The sequence below is a fragment of the Veillonella sp. AS16 genome (assembly GCF_000517785.1).
GTDB classification, from domain to species: Bacteria; Bacillota; Negativicutes; order Veillonellales; family Veillonellaceae; genus Veillonella; species Veillonella denticariosi.
The window spans coordinates 136,545-157,587 of sequence record NZ_AZYX01000019.1; the positions used below are offsets into that span (position 1 = coordinate 136,545).

General features: G+C 47.3%; 16 protein-coding genes. All 16 read right to left on the bottom strand.

The features are described from left to right. Nucleotides 1-171 precede the first annotated feature (171 nt). Entirely contained in the window at nucleotides 172-2,307 is a 2,136-nt protein-coding gene (locus HMPREF1521_RS06675) for a cation-translocating P-type ATPase (RefSeq protein ID WP_038117361.1), read from the bottom strand. Nucleotides 2,308-2,482: 175 nt separating this feature from the next. Further along, nucleotides 2,483-2,806: a YolD-like family protein gene (locus HMPREF1521_RS06680; protein ID WP_038117362.1), complete on the bottom strand. Its 324-nt coding sequence runs from the start codon at nucleotides 2,804-2,806 to the stop codon at nucleotides 2,483-2,485. A 22-nt stretch (nucleotides 2,807-2,828) separates the two neighbouring features. After that, entirely contained in the window at nucleotides 2,829-4,112 is a 1,284-nt protein-coding gene (locus HMPREF1521_RS06685) for a DNA repair protein (protein WP_038117363.1), read from the bottom strand. 309 nt (nucleotides 4,113-4,421) lie between these two features. After that, entirely contained in the window at nucleotides 4,422-5,969 is a 1,548-nt protein-coding gene (locus HMPREF1521_RS06690) for a glycine betaine ABC transporter substrate-binding protein (RefSeq protein ID WP_038117364.1), read from the bottom strand. A 49-nt stretch (nucleotides 5,970-6,018) separates the two neighbouring features. Further along, nucleotides 6,019-7,377: a replicative DNA helicase gene (gene dnaB / locus HMPREF1521_RS06695; protein ID WP_038117365.1), complete on the bottom strand. Its 1,359-nt coding sequence runs from the start codon at nucleotides 7,375-7,377 to the stop codon at nucleotides 6,019-6,021. Between the two features lie 69 nt (nucleotides 7,378-7,446). After that, entirely contained in the window at nucleotides 7,447-7,893 is a 447-nt protein-coding gene (rplI, locus tag HMPREF1521_RS06700; RefSeq protein WP_038117366.1) for a 50S ribosomal protein L9, read from the bottom strand. Beyond that, nucleotides 7,890-9,917, bottom strand: a complete 2,028-nt coding sequence (locus HMPREF1521_RS06705; RefSeq protein WP_038117367.1) for a DHH family phosphoesterase — start codon at nucleotides 9,915-9,917, stop codon at nucleotides 7,890-7,892. Before HMPREF1521_RS06705 ends, rplI begins: the two co-directional genes overlap by 4 nt. 16 nt (nucleotides 9,918-9,933) lie before the next feature. Beyond that, entirely contained in the window at nucleotides 9,934-10,893 is a 960-nt protein-coding gene (locus tag HMPREF1521_RS06710) for a DUF2232 domain-containing protein (protein WP_038117369.1), read from the bottom strand. 193 nt (nucleotides 10,894-11,086) lie between these two features. Next, complete coding sequence (locus HMPREF1521_RS06715) at nucleotides 11,087-13,234, bottom strand: ribonuclease J (protein WP_084214638.1); 2,148 nt, start codon at nucleotides 13,232-13,234, stop codon at nucleotides 11,087-11,089. A 387-nt stretch (nucleotides 13,235-13,621) separates the two neighbouring features. Next, on the bottom strand, nucleotides 13,622-14,698 hold the full coding sequence (locus HMPREF1521_RS06720; protein ID WP_038117370.1) for a DUF805 domain-containing protein: 1,077 nt from the start codon (nucleotides 14,696-14,698) through the stop codon (nucleotides 13,622-13,624). A 12-nt stretch (nucleotides 14,699-14,710) separates the two neighbouring features. Beyond that, a complete protein-coding gene (locus tag HMPREF1521_RS06725; RefSeq protein ID WP_038117371.1) occupies nucleotides 14,711-15,508 on the bottom strand; it encodes a uracil-DNA glycosylase in 798 nt (265 codons plus the stop codon). Between the two features lie 273 nt (nucleotides 15,509-15,781). After that, nucleotides 15,782-16,555, bottom strand: a complete 774-nt coding sequence (locus HMPREF1521_RS06730; RefSeq protein ID WP_038117373.1) for an ABC transporter ATP-binding protein — start codon at nucleotides 16,553-16,555, stop codon at nucleotides 15,782-15,784. An 11-nt stretch (nucleotides 16,556-16,566) separates the two neighbouring features. Beyond that, a complete protein-coding gene (locus HMPREF1521_RS06735) occupies nucleotides 16,567-17,319 on the bottom strand; it encodes an ABC transporter permease (protein WP_038117374.1) in 753 nt (250 codons plus the stop codon). A 10-nt stretch (nucleotides 17,320-17,329) separates the two neighbouring features. After that, nucleotides 17,330-18,283: an ABC transporter substrate-binding protein gene (locus tag HMPREF1521_RS06740; RefSeq protein WP_038117375.1), complete on the bottom strand. Its 954-nt coding sequence runs from the start codon at nucleotides 18,281-18,283 to the stop codon at nucleotides 17,330-17,332. A gap of 404 nt (nucleotides 18,284-18,687) precedes the next feature. After that, nucleotides 18,688-20,319 (bottom strand): glycosyltransferase family 39 protein, encoded by a 1,632-nt coding sequence (locus tag HMPREF1521_RS06745; protein WP_038117377.1) that lies wholly within the window; start codon nucleotides 20,317-20,319, stop codon nucleotides 18,688-18,690. Between the two features lie 12 nt (nucleotides 20,320-20,331). Then, nucleotides 20,332-20,919 carry a DedA family protein gene (locus tag HMPREF1521_RS06750; RefSeq protein WP_038117379.1) on the bottom strand — a complete coding sequence of 196 codons (588 nt, stop codon included), beginning with the start codon at nucleotides 20,917-20,919 and terminating at the stop codon, nucleotides 20,332-20,334. Nucleotides 20,920-21,043: the final 124 nt, after the last annotated feature.

The window sequence follows — 21,043 nt, forward strand, 5'->3', positions numbered from 1 at the left end:
GAGACCGTCCAACGGACAGCCTCTTTCACCGGATTTATATGTCTATGAGAATACCATATATCTAGGAGAATGCCGATACCATGTATCGGCCGGTCTATGTTACCCCTGATGTTCCGATAATTACAACAACCCCAGAAGCAGATTGACCGCTTTCACAAAGGAAAGTCTATCTTAACCTTTACGGTTTAAGATTCGGATGGAGTTTAAGATACAGAGGATGGATACCCCTGTGTCGCCGAATACGGCCCACCACATGGACGCATAGCCCATGAGGCCCATCGCCATGATGATGATCTTGACGGCAATGGCGAATACTACATTTTGCCATGCCACACTCAATGTCGCCTTGGAAAGGTCGATAACATGAGCGATAGCTTTCAAAGAAGGACGCATGAATACGACATCGGCCGCTTCAATGGCCGCATCGGCACCACTGCCCATCGCACCGCCCACATCGGCACCGGCCAATACAGGGGCATCATTGATACCGTCCCCGACGAACATGGTCGGGCCATATTCGGAACGAACACCCTGCACGGCGGATAATTTATCTTGCGGCAACAATTGAGCACGCACGGCGCTCACGCCGGTCTGTTTCGCAATATAATCGGCACTGGCTTGCGCATCACCGGTCAACATGATGGTCTTGATATTCTGACGGTTAAGATCTTTAATCGCCTCCGCAGAATCAGGTCGAGGTTCATCGGCAATGATGATACGACCGATATACACATTACCTTCCGCAACAAGCACCTCTGTACCGTATTCCGCAGCATCGGTAGGATAGCCCTGCACCTCATAGCGTTCCATGAGTCGACGGTTGCCGACGAGAACCTGTTGACCGTTGGTCATGCCTACCATGCCTTCTCCGGCCAATTCCTGAACAAAGTCGGAAGCCTCGACCGTAACCCCCCGGTTCTTCGCTTCAGCGACGATACTCGTTGCAATCGGATGCGTGGATACAGCTTCAATAGCGGCAGCCATAGATAACAAATGAACCTCGCTCACATGTGAACCGACGGTTTCCACCGTATTAACCTTGAACTCACCGGATGTAATCGTGCCGGTTTTATCGAGTGCCACAGCTTTCACATTCGCAAGGGCCTCGATAACACGACCGCCCTTAAGCAAGATGCCGTGTTTCGACGCATTGCCGATCCCCGAAAAGAACGCCAACGGAACGCTGAGCACCAATGCGCATGGGCAGGAAATTACGAGGAATGTAAGGGCCGTATAAATCCATTTATTCCAGTCCCCCGTGATAAGAGACGGAATGATGGCGACGGCGATGGCCAACGCTACAACAATCGGTGTGTATACGCGGGCAAAGCGCGTGATGAAACGGTCGATTTTCGGCTTCGAGGATGCTGCATTTTCGACGGCATCCAAAATCTTAGTCACCATCGATTCTTCAAGAACCTTATCGACACGCATCGTAATGCGGCCGGATTCATTGATACAACCGGACATGAGTTGTGTACCCGCTACGGCACGTACGGGAACGGGTTCACCTGTTACAGGCGCCGTATTGACACGGGTCTCGCCTTCAAGGACGGTACCGTCCAACGGAATTAAATCGCCGGGACGTACTTCGACGGTCCAGCCCACCTCAACTTTTTCAGGGGCCATCACGACGATTTCGCCACCGCAGCATGTATCGACAACGCGTACCTCCTGAGGACGCATATCGACAGCATTCATAATCTCCGTACGGCTGCGGTCCGTCGCTTTATGTTCAAAGAACTCGCCGATACGGTAGAACAGGATAACGCCTACCGCTTCAGGCAATGCATCGATGGCGATGGCACCCAATGTCGCGATGGACATGAGGAAGTTTTCGTCGAATACTTCACCCTTCAGGATGTTACGGCCTGCGATACGCAACACAGGGAACGCAAGAATCACATACGCGATGTAATAAATCGGCTTTTCGATACTTTCAGGCATACCGATAGCAGGGTAAAACGCGGTCAACGCTTCATAGGCCATGAATAATAAGCCCGCCACGATAACGGCAATCGTAACGGCATCGCTACCGTGATCATGACTATGCCCGTGATCGTCCATAACCGCCTTGGATTTACGTTCGTAATCAGCCACGGTCACACCCTCTTCAATGGCATCGCAAATGTCCTGAATATCCTGTTTTAAAGCCTCCCGATCGGACCAAGAGCCGGTCAATTTCAATTGATGCGTAGCAATGGCGAAATTTGCCGTTTCGATACCGTCCATCTTGCGAATGCGGTCCTCAATCTTCGCTGCGCAATTAGCACAATTCAGATCCTGCAACAATAATGTTTCTTCCATGATGTCTCCTTATCGATATGTGAAAGCATATCTATCTTTACTTCGCCACAATATAACGAAAAAATAAACATATGAATGTCTGTTCATATGTTTATTCTAATAAAATATATTGTATCTGTCAAGAAGAATTATCAATAATAATATACACCAGAATTTCTGAAATCGACAAGCCCGATTACTCATATAAATTAAGCTCTTTAATGTCCTTAAAAGAAATGTCAGCGCCTTCAACAGATAATCTATGAGCCGACCGGTCTACAACCTCGACAGTGCCTACCGCCTCCGTATAACGATGACCTGTATAGTACAGCACTCGCACAAAATCCCCTTCCGCAAGCGACTGAATTGTGCGATTCAACTCCTCCAATTGATCTTCCGACAACTCTACACGGGCCTCTTTCGGCCGCGCTGCGGCGTCCAGCAATGCTTCAAAGCCCTTGAGTGCCGCAAAGGGCATAAACTGCTTAGCCCGCTGTAAACGGGACATACGTTGCTTCATGAATTTATACCTCTCCCCTGTTCTACTCTCCGTTATGGCCACCTATCAACGTGTTTCTGAAGCGCATGGTACCTTCGCTCTGCAGGCTCGATGCACGCAAAATGGCATTTTTGCCGAACTGCTCCTTAATAGATAACATCGCCTCCTGCACCTGTCGTTCCTTATTCTCCGTATTGATTGTGAAAGTACTGAACAGGTCCCCTTCCTGCGGTATGGCGGAGCGATTGGCCAAATCCTCGAAACTCACCCCTATACGGCGGATAAGCTCATCTTTATGACAATGCTGCTCATATAATTTGATGACCGCCGCCGTTAAAATCTGAAGTGAATCCGTATACCGCTTCAATTTCCTAGAGCCCCCGGTGGAACGAACCGCATCATCGGCGTAACCGATGTGAACGTGAATATGATCGGTCACACCTTTGATTTGTAACAGTTCTAATACTAAGGACTCCACCATCTCACGCATAGGCACATAAGCCTCTTCATAGGTATAATTCCGCAGTAGGATCTGGCTGCGCGACACTGAGTGCTTTACGGGGCGATATGCATGAATATCGGCAATCGTACACGGTTCACGCCCCCACGCATGGTCGATAATCAGCTCCGCATTAACGCCGAACTCTTTATACAACTTTGCCTCCGGAATCAATGTAACACCATGCAAATCAAAGGCACCGTACTTGTGTAACCGGTTCGCTATACCCCTGCCGATCTGCCATATATCGGTAAGAGGCTGATGATACCAAATCCGCTCTTTAAAGAGACTTTCATCAAGATACCCGATAAAATCAGGCGCATGTTTCGCGAGGATATCGAGGGCAATCTTGGCGAGGAACAGATTCGTACCGATGCCGACGGTGGCGTAAATACGAGTCGCCGCCAACACCGCATCGAGGAACATCTGCGCCAGCTGCCGCGGCGTCTTCTTATATAGCGGTAAATACGACGTTATGTCGATAAAGTACTCGTCGATTGAATACACATGCACATCCTCGGGCGCCACATACCGTAATAATGTACCGTAAATCTCGGCGGACACCTCCATATACCGTTTCATGTGCGGCTTGACCGTCAAATACTCGATATGGGGCGGAATCTGAAAGAGCCGACTGCGATTCTTGACACCCATCTGTTTTAAAGCCGGCGAAATCGCCAGCGTAATGGCGCCCTTTCCGCGCGAACCATCGGCCACCACAAGAGGCGTTGTAAACGGATTGAGCCCTAAATCGGCGCACTCAACAGACGCATAGAAACACTTCAGATCGATACACATATATACCCGATCCGTATCGGCCGAGCCCATACAAACACCTCCCTACCGCTAACCCTATACCTTTTACAAACCTTACCGTCGCAGTGATTACTATGATTAGTATAACAAAAACATACAATTATTTCAAACGTATGTTTGTTATTATAGGAGCATTATTGGTATCAGAATATTTTTTAGTATCAACAGCGCAACAATATAAAAAGAGCCCCTAACACCGGATATATCATCCGGCACTAGAGACTCTTATATGTTCAAATTCTATGAAATTTTGAGACTTTCACATGATGCATATCAGAATAATTCCGATAGCAATCCTAAAGAAAACAGAATCAATACATTTTATAGCAACTTATGCTCAACTAAAAACTCATGGGCCACATCGGTCGGCAATCGATGTTCTGTTTCAACGGCATAGTTCATTTTAGCCATATCCTGATCGGTGATGGTCCCGGTCAACGATTCCAAAATCGCTCTTAATTCAGGATGCGCCGCCAAGGCTTCCGTGCGCACCACATTACCGCACATGTACGAAGGATAGAGATGCTTATCATCCTGTAAGACGGTAATAGGGGCTCTGCTCAATTGTCCGTCCGTCGTAAATATAGGCATGGCATCGACTTCGCCGCGTTCAATCGCCTCGTATTTGAGTCCGATATCTATGTCTTTAGTGTTTTTGAACCTCATGCCATATACGCGTTGCAATCCTTCATAGCCGTCGGCGCGACCGAAGAAATCATATTCGCCGCCCAGCGTAAGTCGTGGCGCTATGCGCGCTAAGTCGGAATATGTTTTCAGATTGTATGTGCTTGCAAGTTCATTTCGCACCGCCAATCCATAGGTATTGTTGAATCCGTACATACCCACCCATTCGAAATCATATTTATCCTTATAGGCCTGTGAAAGCTCGTTAAATCGGCTTTCATCATAGGCGTCAGTATTTTTCAACACCGCATTCCAAGCGGTCCCCGTATATTCCGGATAGATATCGAACTGCCCCGATACCATGGCCGGGTGAATATTTGAGGTACCGCCGCCAACACCCTCGGTAAGTTCCACGGTCAAATCGGTTCGATTCTCAATCAATTCTTTCAGAATATTTCCCAAGATCAGCTGCTCCGTCATCGGCTTCGTCGCTATGCGGACAACCTTAGCCTTCGTCTGCGTCGCATAAATATGATTCTCGTAAATAGACCAGCCGCCTATACCGATGCCGACGGTCAGCAAAATGATACCGAGGGTATACACATAGCGACTATCAGCACCCCTGACGCGAATCAGCCTTTCATAAACGGAAAACAGGCAATCTACACCGATAGCCAGCAAAGCGATGAGAATACTGCCCGCAACGGTCAACGCCCCCTGGTTTGTGGTGATGCCTCTATAAATAGCCACGCCCAAACCGCCGGCGCCGATGAACGATGCGATACCGGTCAAGGCAATCGTCATGATGGACATCGTTCGTATGCCCGCTATAATGCTGGGCATCGCCAGAGGGATTTCTATGTTCCATAAACGCTGACATCGTGAAAGTCCCAATGCAATGCCGGCTTCGTGCATGCTTTTATCAATTTGTGAAAGTCCCACAAAGGTGCCGCGCACCATAGGCAGCAATGCATAAATGACCAGTGCGATAACAGCCGTCACATCGCCGACACCGGACACATATAACAGGAGGCCGAGCATCGATATGGAGGGAATGGTATACAGGAAGTTAACAACCATCATGACCGGTCCCGAAAAGCGACGGTATTCATAAATGAATACGCCCAGTAATCCGCCCAGTATGATAGCGATGATAGATGCTATGAACGCAATTTCTACATGTTCCCACAACAGGTTCAGAAAAAAGTCGTGGCGACTGATTAATAATGATATTACTTCATGCATAACATTCACCGCCTTTCTATCATAACCACTTTACAGGATTGTCGATATATTATTGTTCAGGCCCCATGTCTTTATAGGCCACATCGCGGAAGCGTGTCAATTCGCCGATGAATTGAAGTTCCACGGTGCCGACGGAGCCGTTACGATGTTTACGGATGAGGACCTCTGCATTATCACCCTTCTCGGAGTTTTCATCGTAATATTTATCACGATACAGGAAGATAACGATATCCGCATCCTGCTCAAGAGAACCGGATTCGCGAAGGTCTGAAAGCACGGGCCGTTTATCGGGACGGCTTTCAACGCTACGAGACAGCTGAGACAATGCGATGACAGGAACGTTGAACTCACGCGCGATGAGCTTGAGGTTACGGGAAATTTCCGATACCTCCTGCTGGCGGTTTTCACTGCCTTTACCCGCATTGCGGCCCTGCATAAGCTGAATATAGTCGACGATGACGAGGTCGAGGCCATGCTCAACCTTGAGTCTGCGCAATTTAGAGCGCATATCCTGCACGGTAAGCCCCGGTGTATCATCGATGTACAGTTTCGATTTACTCATCACATCGGCTGCAGAGATAACCTTGCCCCAATCGTCCTGCGTCATATCGGCACGGCGCAATTTTTCAGAACTCACCTCCGCCACGGAGGAAAGAATACGCCCTACCAGCTGTTCCTTGCCCATTTCGAGAGAGAAGAACGCTACGGTCTTGCCGGAAATCATGGACACATTCTGCGCGATATTCAAGGTAAACGCCGTCTTCCCCATGGCAGGACGCGCCGCTACGAGGATGAGATCCGACTTCTGCAATCCGTTAAATATATGATCCAAGTCCTTAAAGCCCGTCGGTATCCCCGTAAGAGCGCCTTCATGCTGTTGCAGCGCATTAAGCCTGTCCAGATTGGACAGTACGATGTCACCGATGGCGGAAAAGGATGATTCCGCCTGCGTTTGACCGCTCACATCGAGGACCATCTGCTCCGCCTTATTCAAAATGGCTGTCGGCTCCTCTTCACCGGCATAAGTCATGCCGACGATTTTATTACCCGCATCTATGAGACGGCGCAACTGCGCCTTTTCGCTGATAATACGCGCATGTTGCTCCACATTATACGACACGGACTCATTCGCCAAGGAGGTAATATACGCGAGCCCCCCTACAGCATCAAGTCGTTTACGGCGATCCAGTTCTTCCCCGACGGTGATAAAATCCGCCGTCTTATTTCCGTGGATAATCTCCAAAATCGCATCATAAATAATGCGATGAGCATCGCGGTAAAAGTCCTCTGCTTTCAGAATACTCGTCACCGTATCCACGACGGCGCTCGCATTGGAGCCGTTCGTCAGCAACGCCCCGAGGACGGCCTTCTCAGCATCTAAATTATGCGGTGGAATGCGTACATCCATGATAATCTCCCTTACTAACCTCTATAGATAAAAGAATTCACCATACTCTATGAGCATGGTGAAGCCCTATTATTCAGCCACTACATTAACCTTGATGGTCGTTGTAATTTCCGGATGTACGCGCACCAATACGTCATGCACACCTAATGTTTTCAACGGTTCTTTGATTTCGATTTTCTTTTTGTCGATGTCGACCTTGTATTGCGCCTTCGCCGCATCGGAAATATCCTTTGCCGTAACGGAGCCGAATACGCGACCTTCTTCACCCATGCGAACCTTAACGGTCACTTCCACCTTCGCCAGTTGAGCCGCTAAAATCTTTGCTTCATCATTGGCTACCGCTTTATTATGTTCGATAGACGCCTGTTTTTGTTTCGCATTGTTTACATTAGTCGTCGTGCCTTCGAGGCCAAGGCCTTTTTTGATGAGCACATTGCGGCCGTATGCATCACTGACCTCAACGATTTCACCTTTTTTACCGACTTTTTTTACATCTTCAAGCAATACTACTTTCATTCTTCTTCCTCCTCTGCTTCCGCGGAATGAAGAGCTTCAAGGGCTTTATCCAAGATAGTCTTCTTCGCTTCCTCTATGGTCATGCCCTGTAACTGCGCACCGGCCACCGTTCTGTGACCGCCGCCGCCCAAGGCTTCCATGACAACCTGTACGTTCACCTTGCCCTTGGAACGAGCGCTGACGCCGATACCGCCGTCATTTAGTGAATAGAGTACAAAGGCTGCTTCAATATCTTCATTGCTGATGAGCATGTCCGCACTTTGTGCCGCCAATGCCATCATGTCCATCATACCTTCCGGAGCGACGGAAATCGCAATACCTTCGGTACAACTGGCTTCCAACACTATTTTAGCACGCAACTGAATGGAATCGAAGGTTTCAATAAATAATTGTTTTACCATTTCGATGTCCGCACCGGCCCTGCGTAAGAACGCCGCCGCTTCAAACGTACGCGCCCCCGTCTGTTGGTAGAAATTCTTCGTATCCAATACGATACCCGCGTAAATGCCCGTAGCCTCCGCTTTTGAAAGTTTCACGAAGGTCCCCACGTATTGCACGAGTTCCGTTACGAGCTCACTCGTGGATGACGCGGCCGGTTCCAAATAGGTCAACAACGGATTTTCTATGAAATCCGCCGCCCGACGATGATGATCGATAACGATGCGGCGTTCGGAGATGTCCAATGCCTCAGGAACCGCCACCATTTCCGTACGATGTGTATCGCAGACGATGACAAGCGTATTCGGTTCCACCCAGTTTCTTGCAGCTTCAGCGGTGATAATATGTTCTTCCCAGAATTCATCTTCATCTAGGACATGCACCATTTTTTCAATGGCACTGAGTTCATCTGAAAGCGCCAGGCGCACCTCTTTACCGAGGGCTCTTGCGATAGCGACGATACCGATGGCACCGCCCAACGCATCATAGTCCTCGCGTTGATGGCCCATGACAAGAATCTTTTCGGAATCATTCATCAGTTCATGGATCGCCTGACCCACGACGCGGGCACGAACGCGCGTATTCTTCTCTACGCCCGCCGTATTACCGCCGAAGAAACGGGTACTTTCACCATCCATAATACAAACCTGGTCACCGCCGCGTCCCAAAGCGATATCGAGAGCCGCCCGGGCGCGCTCGGATACCTCTTTAGCGGTACCCACATTTTCACTGATACCGATGGAAATCGTCGCCGGAATCTGACGAGGAGACGGTAATTTGCGGATCTTTTCAAGAATCTTAAAGCCGTCTGACTCCATTTTCACGAGAGCGCCCCGGGAAATGGCGAAGGTATACATATCATCCTGGAAATTACGGATAAATCCGTCAAATCCGTCGATTTCAGCCACCACGATATTATTGATGTCCGCCCAGAGGTTGGTATAATCCCGATCGCTGAGCCCTTTCGTGAGTTCCTCGATGTTATCGATTTGAATCATGCCCCATACGGGTTGCGCCTCTTCCGCCTTGATACGGGCCTGCTCAAGGGTCGTAATATCCTTGAAATACAAGGCCATCACCGCATGATCAGCCAATTCATCATTACTATCCGTATCTGCTTTAGCGTCACGCGGGTCGATAAACTTATAAATAATTTGGAAATACTTGTCCTCGTATTGTTCCGTAATAAATCCGGATTTACCCCATATTTTATCGATGCGAAAACCCGGTATAAGCGTAGACATTTTCTGAAGTTTATTCCAATCCACCTCAACCCAGTCCGCAAAGACACTATTATTCCATACCAATGTACCCTGTTTATTCACGAGGGCAATCCCCATCGGTAGATTCTGCAAGGCAAAGTTCGATGCTTGCGTAACATTTTTCATCATCGCACTGAACTGTTCCCGAGCCAGACGCCGTCTATTATGAATGGTGTTATAGTTCACCAAATACGCCGCCACCACGATAATACCTGCCAAAATCGCTACGGCCCAGTTAAAATAAGCCAATAACGCTAATAACAACGCGAGGACAGCGATAACGGTAAGTTCCATAACTTCCCATCTCCGTTGAAAGGATTTCATAACGGCCTCCTTTCTATTATGGTAGGCGCTTGTTAAAGCGCGAACGCATATCTAAAAACATATCAAAAATACCATATATTACGAGTGAATAAGGACTCATCACATATAAAAAAAATATTATAGTGAACTGGAGAAAATTCCCTAATCCATAAGCTTTCATAATCGCTATTAAACAGGTAACCCCATTGACTAAACAAATAGCCGCACCGAATAGCCCCAAATTCATTCCAATATCGTTAAGCACAGTCTGTTCATAGCCTATATATGGCATCCCATAAACGAGGATAATACCGATAGCTAAAATACCTGCACCCCATATCGGCATACGCCATGTATCCATAGTCGGCAGCACACGATGAAGTGTATCGGTACGTCGAGCGATGTAAGAGACAAGCCTTGCCAAAATATATATCATCGATACACAAACACAGAATACAATGGCCAGCATAATTCGATCAGCCATTGCAAAGGTTCTATTGATTTGAGCAACCATCGTATCGATTTGTTCCTGTGGAACCGCCTGTTGACGTACAGCCTCAAGCATAGAGTTCTTCAGCTCAACGTTCATATTCTGACCTAAATTAACAAGATCAAAGGACCCAAATCCCTGAACCATCAACAGCTGTACAAACAACATAAGAAAAAGGGCTAGCGCAGGTACGATAATCAACTTTCTAAAAGACCAGTTCGACCTAAATGCTTCCCCTAGGAATATACTCGGCAACGAATATATTAAAATCGTATTAGCTGCTATCGGCACTCCTAGAAAAAGGGATACCATCATAAATGCCAGTACAGAAGCAATACAGCTGTAACGACTGCCCCAGCGGATCCCCGTAACCGAAATGCCAGCAGGTGCCACAATAGTGGCCAAGAATAACATAAAAGGAACAACTGCGCCGATTACCGTCAACATAACGACGATGGTCGATACGAATGCGGTTTCCACCATCGCTCTTGTATTTCTTTGATTCATAAATCACCATTCTTACATAAGAAGATATATTAACTGGTATCTTTTAATTATAACAGTTTAAAAGGGCAACTTCAAATACCCCATATGGTAGATAATTGCGATAGTAGTGCTATTTATAGTAGATTTTTAATCATTTTCTAAATGTCAAAGGTACCTTGCCACCTGGCAAGGTACCTTTATATATCTTATACAGTTATACGTCTTGAATAATCGGCAAGATCATAGGACGACGACGGGTCTTATCATAGAAGAATTTACCCAATGCATCGCGCACGTTTTGTTTAATGGTTGTCCAGTCTTTGATACGCTGTAATTCACAGTCTTCAAGGACCTGATCGACGCGACGTTCCGCCGCAAGCATGAGTTCTTCCGCGTCACGTACGTATACGAAGCCGCGAGACACGAGGTCCGGTCCGGCTACGATGGTACCAGATGCTTTATCCATAGCCATAACTACGATAACCATGCCTTCCTGTGCCAACTGCTGACGGTCGCGGATAACGATATTACCCACATCACCAACGCCAAGGCCATCGACGAAGATAGCACCGGCCTGTACACGGCCACCCTTACGGCCACCATTTTTATCAAATTCAAAAATCTGACCGTTGTCACCGATGAGAACCTTTTTAGGGTCTACGCCCATAGCCACACCGAGTTCACCATGACGGCGCAACATGCGGTATTCGCCATGAACCGGAATAAAGTATTCCGGACGCACCAGATTGAGCATCGTTTTGAGTTCTTCCTGGCTCGCATGACCGGATACGTGAATGCCGCGGTCTTTACCGTATACCACATTACAGCCCAAACGGAGCAAGTTATCTATCGTTCTGCCTACAGCACCTTCATTACCGGGAATCGGCGTAGCGGAGATGATAACGGTATCATTCGGCGCCAATTCTACGGTACGGTGATTGCTTGTCGCCATACGGGACAAGCCGGCCATCGGTTCGCCTTGAGAACCGGTAGTCAAAATCATGATTTGATCATCCGTGTAATTATGCATTACATCTACATCGATTATCGTATTTGGCGGTACGTTCAGATAACCGCGTTCTTGTGCGATTTCCGTTACGTTCACCATGCTGCGACCCATAATTACAACCTTGCGTTTGTAGAAAACGGCTGCATCGATAGCTTGTTGAATACGGGATACGTTGGATGCGAAAGTCGCCAATACGACACGGCCCTTCGCTTCACCGACAGCCTGTTTAATCGCAGGTCCTACGGAGCTTTCAGAACCGGTAGTACCCGGTTTTTCTACGTTCGTAGAATCCGATAACAAAGCCAGTACGCCTTTATTGCCGAGTTCAGCGAACTTGTGCATATCCATCAACCGTCCGTCAACCGGAGTCTGGTCGATTTTAAAGTCCCCTGTATGAAGAACCGTCCCGATCGGCGTATCAAAATATACAGCGCAGGAATCAGGGATGGAGTGATTGGTTTGGATGAAACCGACTTTCACCTGACCGATCTGAACCTCATCGCCGGCCGCAATCGTGCGGAGACATTTCGGAGATACCTTATGCTCTTTAAACTTGCCTTCGATTAAGCCGCAAACGAGATTTGTCGCATATACGGGGCAGCTGATTTCCTTCATGAGGTATGCCAAAGAGCCGATATGGTCCTCGTGACCATGCGTAATAACGACGGCTTTCACGCGATCCTTGTTCTCGATGATATAGCTCATATCAGGAATAACAATATCCACGCCAAGCATGTCTTCGCTAGGGAACGCAAGACCGGAGTCAAGAACGATGATTTCGTCCTCATATTGGAACACGGTCATATTTTTACCGATTTCACCAAGGCCCCCGAGCGGGATAATCTGGAATTTTCCCTTGTTCGCGCCATTTGGTGTACGGCCGATTAATTCAATCTGTTCACCTTGATCATGGTGATTGTTGCGATTTGCAGAGCGATTCGTCCGCTCGGAACGGTTCTGATTTTGACCGTTTCGCGTGCGATTAGTGCGCGTATTGCGCGTATTTTCTCCATGTTCACCGCGCGGAGCACGAGTTTGACGCGGTTTACGTTCCGTACCTTCACCGGATTCAGCATTGCGACGCGTATTTGTACGACGAGTCGCAGTACTGCCGCCATTGGTATTCGTACGATTATTTGCATTACGGCGAGGACGGTTTGTACTCTCACCGTCGTGATTCGCGCGACCTTCGCCGGCCGGACGACGCGTAGTAGTGCGGCGACGCGGTTGTTTTTGTTCACCCGTAGCCGATGCCGTATGCTCAACTGGTTCTGCAGTCACTTGTGCAGCAACCTGATTTTCTGTTGTATTCACAGTTCCTCCTAAAATTTTGTTCATTAGTTTGTTTAACATAGTTCTTCTCACCTATCACTTGAATTGATCTATGCCACGAGGAAATGCCACACAAATAAAAAGGCGCTATTATACTAGCGTCTCGTCAAATGTGCGCAAAAATTGCGCTATCCAATTTTGCCGTTCCTAGTTTGTGTGCCATTTGCCGCAGCAAATGAGTATAGTGCACTGTCAGATACATTATGCCGCAAAGGGCTCATGATTTCGTTCCTATCCGATATTCAGTACAATATAGTCCGATCGTTCTGATGAAAGCCTCGCTTTCACACGTTGTGCTCATTATAACATAAAAACAACATAAACAAAAGAGTTCTCCTCTCATTTCGCCAAAAATTAAACAAATATTAAAAAGGGCGGTTCAGATCACGAACCGCCCTAACTATTTTATTATTCTTCATTCGGCATGTTTTTATAAAACCCTTCAATATGCCATTCACCATTTTCTTCGATGAGGGATATGTAGCGTGTCATGTGAGTAGCCTCAACCGCACCATCTCCGGGTTTAGTGACTTGCAGATCCGCTTCGTAAATGATGCGTTTCATGCTGTTTATACGGCTGATACGACTCGTACCTAAAGACCCGACAACCACCTTCGGCGCCGACTTCATAGACTCCATCCATTTCTGTTTTTCTACGGGATTCGCCTTAGCCTGATCGGTAACATAGGTGAAAGCCTTATCATAGTTCTTCTCATTGACGGCGTCAAAATAATCGTGTACCACATCCCGTGCAGCTTCATCACTACCTTGACCGACAATGATATTCGTAAACCATCCGCCCGGATCCAGTTCATTTTCCGGTCCCATATAACGAGCCGAAATATTGCATACACAGACAGCACTCACCAGCAATGCAACGAGAATTCGAGTGGTGAAAGCGCTGCTCGTAGGCGATACTTTCATAATAGATGCCAACCGTTTGTCAATAGCGATGTTTCTCAACGCCTCACCATATTGATTGGCCTTCGGTTCACCTTTCTTACACAGCAGAACAAATAGAATAATCGGCCCGATGAAAGGTATTAAGATTAAAAATAGATGGTCACCGCTTTTACCTGTATCATGAAGGCGACGGATGCATAGAGATCCCAACGGAATCAGCGAGACAAGGCCGATGATTGTCAGTAACATCCATGCCAGCAGGATTAAATAAATACCCGTATGAAGCACCGCCGTAAGCCCATAAGAAAGGGCCAGAATTCCAGCGATAACTAAAAGCCACATCAAAAAGAACCGTAAAAATTCCCCTCTGGATGCACGGCCATCTGAATTCATAAATTTGCGGCCCACCACATGTAGAAATGTGTCCTTGTAACTCAACTGATAATGTGCCAACGGATAAATAACATCACCTTCCGGTGCGATCCGCTCAACCTCCACCGCGGTCGTATACTGCCCGCAATGAGGGCAGAACATAGCCGCCTCGTCACAATACTGACGGCAGGATTCACAATAACGTTTCATATGTAGTACCTTCTATCTCAAAATTCTCTCTACAGCTTCAGCAAAGCCTTCACGGTATAAATTAGTCCCACCGTTAGCCGGATGTCTAAGACCGACTGCAAAAAGGCCGAATCGCCCCATCGTGTCCGCCGATTTTTGACCGACAGCGAGCACGAGAGGCTCCGGTCCGCCTAATTCGGCATGCAATGCCAACAACCGTTTCGTATATGCCCAACCCAGCTGCTGCTCCGACTCGGTCGGCGTCCGATTAGTAAGCGGTTCACCCGCCCTATGAGGGTGAAAAGGGAATATATTCCACAGCAACGCATCGTACGGATTAATCCCCTGTTCGATGATGGCACTCCATACCACCGTATCCGTAGGCTCGTTAAAGCCTTGTTCCTGTTGGGTCCGTTTCAGCATAGAACTGGTAGATGAACTGGTCCGTTGTAACGTAACAGGCGTTATCTGATGCGCCCGAATCGCTTTATGTTTGTCCAGCAACATACGCTCACAGGTAATGGCAATGCCCGAAAAGCGTCCGCCTTGATACCCGACAGCCTCCGCCACCACAAAGATTTTGGAGCGTCCCAGCCGCGGCAGCAAATACGCCATCAAATTGTTACGGCGCACCTGCGCCGCATCAAAATCGGGCCGAACAATTTCGAGGTCAGGATTCACCTCACCCCACGGATTGTGAACAAGCTCTCCCCTATATTGACCGAGCCAATCTACAAACTGCTGTACTTTTGCTACCCGATCCACATCAAACGAGGCCATATATTCATCAAAAGACAGCGTTTTCTCTTTCTCTGGTGCAAATAAGGACATAGGATTTCCCCCAAATTTATACTACCGAACCATATAATTAATAATGCTGTATATCATGATTATCAATCCTTTATATACTGTATTTATACACTAAAACCTATAATAATACAATCCATATATTACGGTACCCAATCATGATATGTGATAATATATCCGATAATCACGCACTACATAAAATCTATGCTGTTACTGTATTCATAGTAGTACCGGTTTCTGAAAGTTTGATGTAAAATTAATACTCAAATATTTCTATATCTATACGCAACATCACATTTATATGTAAAACTCGATTTTGTCTTCTTTGGCAAGCTGGAATTGTTCAAATATATGGTTTCGAATATTTACGAAGGACGCCGAGGTCCTGTCCGTTCTATCGATAATATTGACAGGGATAATGGTTTGCACCCGTCCCGGATTGGCGGCGAGCACTACGACGCGGTCCGCAAGGACCACCGCCTCTTCGATATCATGCGTAACGAATACAACCGTTTTGCCCTCTTCACGGCAGATGCGGGAAATTTCATCCTGTAAATTGATGCGTGTCAACGCGTCGAGGGCCCCCAGCGGTTCATCCATGAAAATAATATCCGGATCGACCGCCAGCGCTCGCGCAATGGATACACGCTGCTGCATCCCGCCGGACAACTCCGCCGGATAACGATTGCGCGCATGGTCGAGCCCCACCATTTTCACGTATTTGTCGATGATAGCAGGTCGCTCTTCCTTAGGCACGTTCTTGCTTTCAAGGCCCAGTTCAATATTGCTTTCCACCGTTCGCCACGGTAGCAATCCGTAATTCTGAAAGACCGTTACATACCGCAGTTGAGGTGCTTTCACCTCTGCGCCGTCGATGGTAACGGAACCCGAGGTGACGAGCTCAAAGCCTGCCATAGCATTTAAAAGCGTACTTTTACCGGACCCGGAAGGCCCTAAAAGGCAAATGAACTCTCCTCGCTCAATGTCCAGATTAATATTTTCAAGGATGGTGAGCGGTTCTCCATCTTTCATAAATTCCTTATGTGCATTGCGCACCGAAATGTAACCCATGCGGCCACCTCCTATTTTTCAATGCCCCAACGTCTATAAATCCATTTCTCGATGAGGGACACGCCCCAATCAAGCAAAAGTCCCACAAAGCCGATTGTTAAAATCGCCACCATCAAGAGGTCGTTACGCAAATTGTTCCGCATGTCGATGATGAGAAATCCAAGCCCCGTCTGGGAGCCTACCATTTCCCCCGTCACCAGGAAAATCCACGCCGTGCCGAGCGCGATATGAAGGCCCGATGCGATACCGGGAAACACCGCGGGCAATACGATCTTAAATAACAGTTCCGGCTGCTTGATGCCAAAATTTCGAGCCACCTTGATGTATACGGGGTCGATGTTCTGAATCGCCGACACCGTGGATAACAGAACCGGAAAAAATGCCGCAATAAAGATGATGACGATCGCCGGCGCCTGTCCGATACCGAAAAAGAGGACGATAAACGGCAACCATGCTACCGGTGAAATGGGACGAATCACCTGAACGATAGGATTGATATAGTTCCAAATGCCCTTATACCATCCTAAAATGAGTCCCAGGAACACGCCGGCTACGACGGAAATGATATAGCCGATAAAAAAGCGCACCAAACTGTCAGCAATATCCTTGAACAACACGCCATCGCCGATGAGTTCTCCGAACCCGAGCAGTACCTTGTACGGCGTCGGCAACAAGGCTTCGTTAAATCCGCCGAGGCGGACAACCAGCTCCCAAATCAGCCAGGCCGCGATGAACGCGCCCGGCACATATGTGTATTTCTTCATGGTCTACCCCCTATGGCAACAACGATGTATCTACAAACTCCGCATAACTCGGCACCTTTTTAATCAGATCAACATGGGTCATATGATGCACGAGCGCATTATAACGATCCTCGGTGAGGGCCAAATCTCCAAACCCGATCACCTGCAAGGAACGCTCGATGACAGGATCCTTAAACTTCATGTATTTTAAGGCAATCTCCTTTTGCGCCTCCGAATGCTCATCTAAATATGTACCTGCATCGAGATAGGCTTTTGTGAAAGCCTTCGCCAAATCGTGGTGTTCATCGACGAATTGACCGTTGAACACGAGGGCGCAGCAGATATTGTCATGCCATAAGTGATCAGGGTCTTCAAAGACCTTCCCGGCTCCCATTTCTATAGCGAGAGAACCGAACGGCTCCGCCACGCTATACCCGGCGATTTGACCGACCGACAGTGCGGACGGCATTTCAGGAGGGCTCATCTCCACTATGTGTACGTCCTTCTCGCTAAGACCTGCCCGTTCAAGCATAAGATCTACAAGAATTTTTTGAGTCGATTGTTTATGAGGGATGGCAAAGGATTTGCCTTTCAAATCCTGTACAGAATTAATGTCGTTATTTACAACGATAATGTTACCTTCCGTATGACCTAATGCCGCTGCGCGCACATCAATCCCCTGTTCACGAGCCTTTACGCCGAGCTCAACGAGAACGGCTGCGGCGTCTACTTTACCCGTATTGAGCGCATCCATAAGTTCCGGCCAGGAACCGTATTTAACGAGTTCTACATGGACAGGACCATCTGCGGTCTCCAACTCCTTCGTAGCAAATACGGGCAGCGCATGAGTAATCGGTAAATACGCAACGCGCACGGTCTTCAGCTCCTGTGCTGACTTCGGTACCGTATGCTGATAATATGCATACGCCGCACCTCCGATAACGAGAAGCACAACAGCAATGATAAGATACCAGGTTTTCTTCATAATGTCCCCTCTTTCTACCTCACAACAAGGGGCGTTTCTGACTCATGTCACTTTTCGCATTTTTCTAAACCTTAGATCAAATAAGGCTTTAGATCACCTCGTCTTCTAAACTTAATATAACCTACTATAACAATATGTTTTATTTATGTCAATAACACATATTAGCATTATAGGCTTTATGTATCATATACCGCACTTCATATTTCAATACCATATGCTATATTTCACTTTCATATTTCTCTTTCATGTTTCATACACCATATATCGTATGTTATTTATCAATCACACCCCGATTGAGTGAATGTTTACGCATACATAATGGCGCACACAAAAACAGGCACCGCCATAAAGGCGATGCCTGCAATCTGCAATTAAACTTTAGCAAAATAGAGTCTAATTAAACTTTAGTGAAACAGAGTCTGTTTATTTAAAATATATACTTCGGAGGTTCCCGCTTCGCTGTATTCCGATACATATGGATAAATGGAAGACTGACGGAAGTGTTTAATTTCCCCTTTCGGCACGATCAGCATAAGCGGTTTGCCGGAGGAAAGGATCTTAATAAATTCCTTCTCCGATACTTGCTGCATAAGATATTTTTTCTGCCATTCAGCGCTGCGTCTTTTTAATTTACCTTGATCATCCCAACGGCTTTCATCACCATTGATTTTAACCACCTTGTGCCCCGTATAATATACAACAGCCGTGCTGTATCCGTTATAGTAATACACATCGCCGTCATACGAATCCACAACAGGCACCACATCGATGGAACTGCGCTGTTTAAATAAAGGCTCAACGCCCTCCATCAGAACAATCGAGGAGATCACCATCGTACCGAGAACAATAATGCTCACCAAACGGTATCGATGATGTGTATACCATGCATGCAGTACAAGCAGAACCGAAACAGCTACGACTACATACAATAAATAATAGAATCCCCACTGCGCAAAGAATGACGCCACTACATAAGAAAGCCACAGCAACAAGGTAGGTCCTATAATGATCCACGGAAGAACCCTTGATCGTCCGGCCCGAACTGCTTTCATCACGCCCATCGCACCGAAAGCGCTGAACGGAATAAGGCTCACGAATGTATACAGAGGATATTTGGTGGCCATCAACGTATAGAACAAAATCGTTCCCAAGCCCCATGCCAAACAGTATACATACGCCTTACGGCGTTGTTTATATCCGCTGATTATGCCATAAATGACAGCCCCGGTCCACGGCAAGGAAGCCCCCAAAAAGATGGCAATATAATACCACCATACATTGTCCTCCGGATGCTCGGACTGGGTAGCCCGCGTCACATTATGCAAGCCCAAAAATCCGTCGATAAAGGCCTGTCCGTGAACGAAGTACATATAGGCATACCAAGGCAAGGCAATCGCACAGAACACGAGAATACCGCGCCAATCAAAGATGCGTTTCAACATCGTACCGGAGCGATATATAGCGGCATAAATAAGCAGAATGATACCCGGTAATACGATAGCTACCGGCCCCTTTGTGAGAACACCTAACGCTGCAAACGCATAGGCCACGATCATCGCATTTCGGCGATTCAACACAAGGCCTTTATAGGCGTAAATCATGATCATCAACGTCGTATACAGCAATACCATATCCGTGACGACGCCATGCGCAACGGTCCAAAACATCAAGGACGAACCGAGCACGGACGCTGCAATAAGGCCCAATACCCAACGACCGCTCATCGAACGTATCGCCTGATACATGGTAGCCACCGATAAAGCCCCGAAGAGGGTGCTCGGCAGGCGCACCACCCAGTCGGCAATACCGAACAGCTTGAAGCCTAACGCGATAAGCCAATAAATCATAATCGGCTTATCATACCAATAGGTCCCGTAAATCTGAGGCGACAGCCAGTTTCCCGAAAGAACCATTTCCTTAGCGGTCAACGCATAATTCGACTCCACCGGATCGGTAACGGGCAGAATATTATTTCCCACCATGTAAAATACAAGCCACACGATAAACACGACCGGTGTCAATCTAGAGAGTTTCATACAATCCCCTCCTTATCGATGGTTGCGATAGTATCTGTAGCCTAGGACAGCTGCAACAATAGCAAATATGACAATCATGACAATTAAAAACTCATGATTGTATTCGATAAGATCTTTCCAGTTTTCACCGAGGACTTTACCCAAATAAACGAGCAAAATCGTCCACGGAATCGTACCGAGGACCGTCCAAATGATAAAATGCCACAAAGGATAACGAGCCATACCCGCCGGGAACGAAATAAACGTACGTACCCCCGGCAATAAACGGCCGAAAAATACCGCCGCGCCGCCGTATTTATTGAACATCTTTTCGGCAAGCTCAAATTTATGTTCATTAAAGAATATATATTTACCGTACTTCAACAACAACGGCCGTCCGCCGTATTCCCCCATCCAGTACGACAGAATAGACCCTATAATTCCGGCTAAAATGCCGACCACCATCGTCGTATGCAGGTCAAATACACCCTGCGCGATTAAATATCCCGCAAAACCCAGAACGATTTCACTGGGGATAGGTACATTGGCGTTTTCCAAGGTCATCGCAATAAACATGGCCGCATAGCCATACGTTTCCATAAATGAAATGATATATTCCACGTAATTTACCTCTTTATCAATACCCGTCTCGGGTTCTATAATGCGTTAACTCCAGCGCATCGTTTCGCTGACAGTTTCATACAACCATTTGGTATACCTTATATTTTACCATAATAAAGAGGCC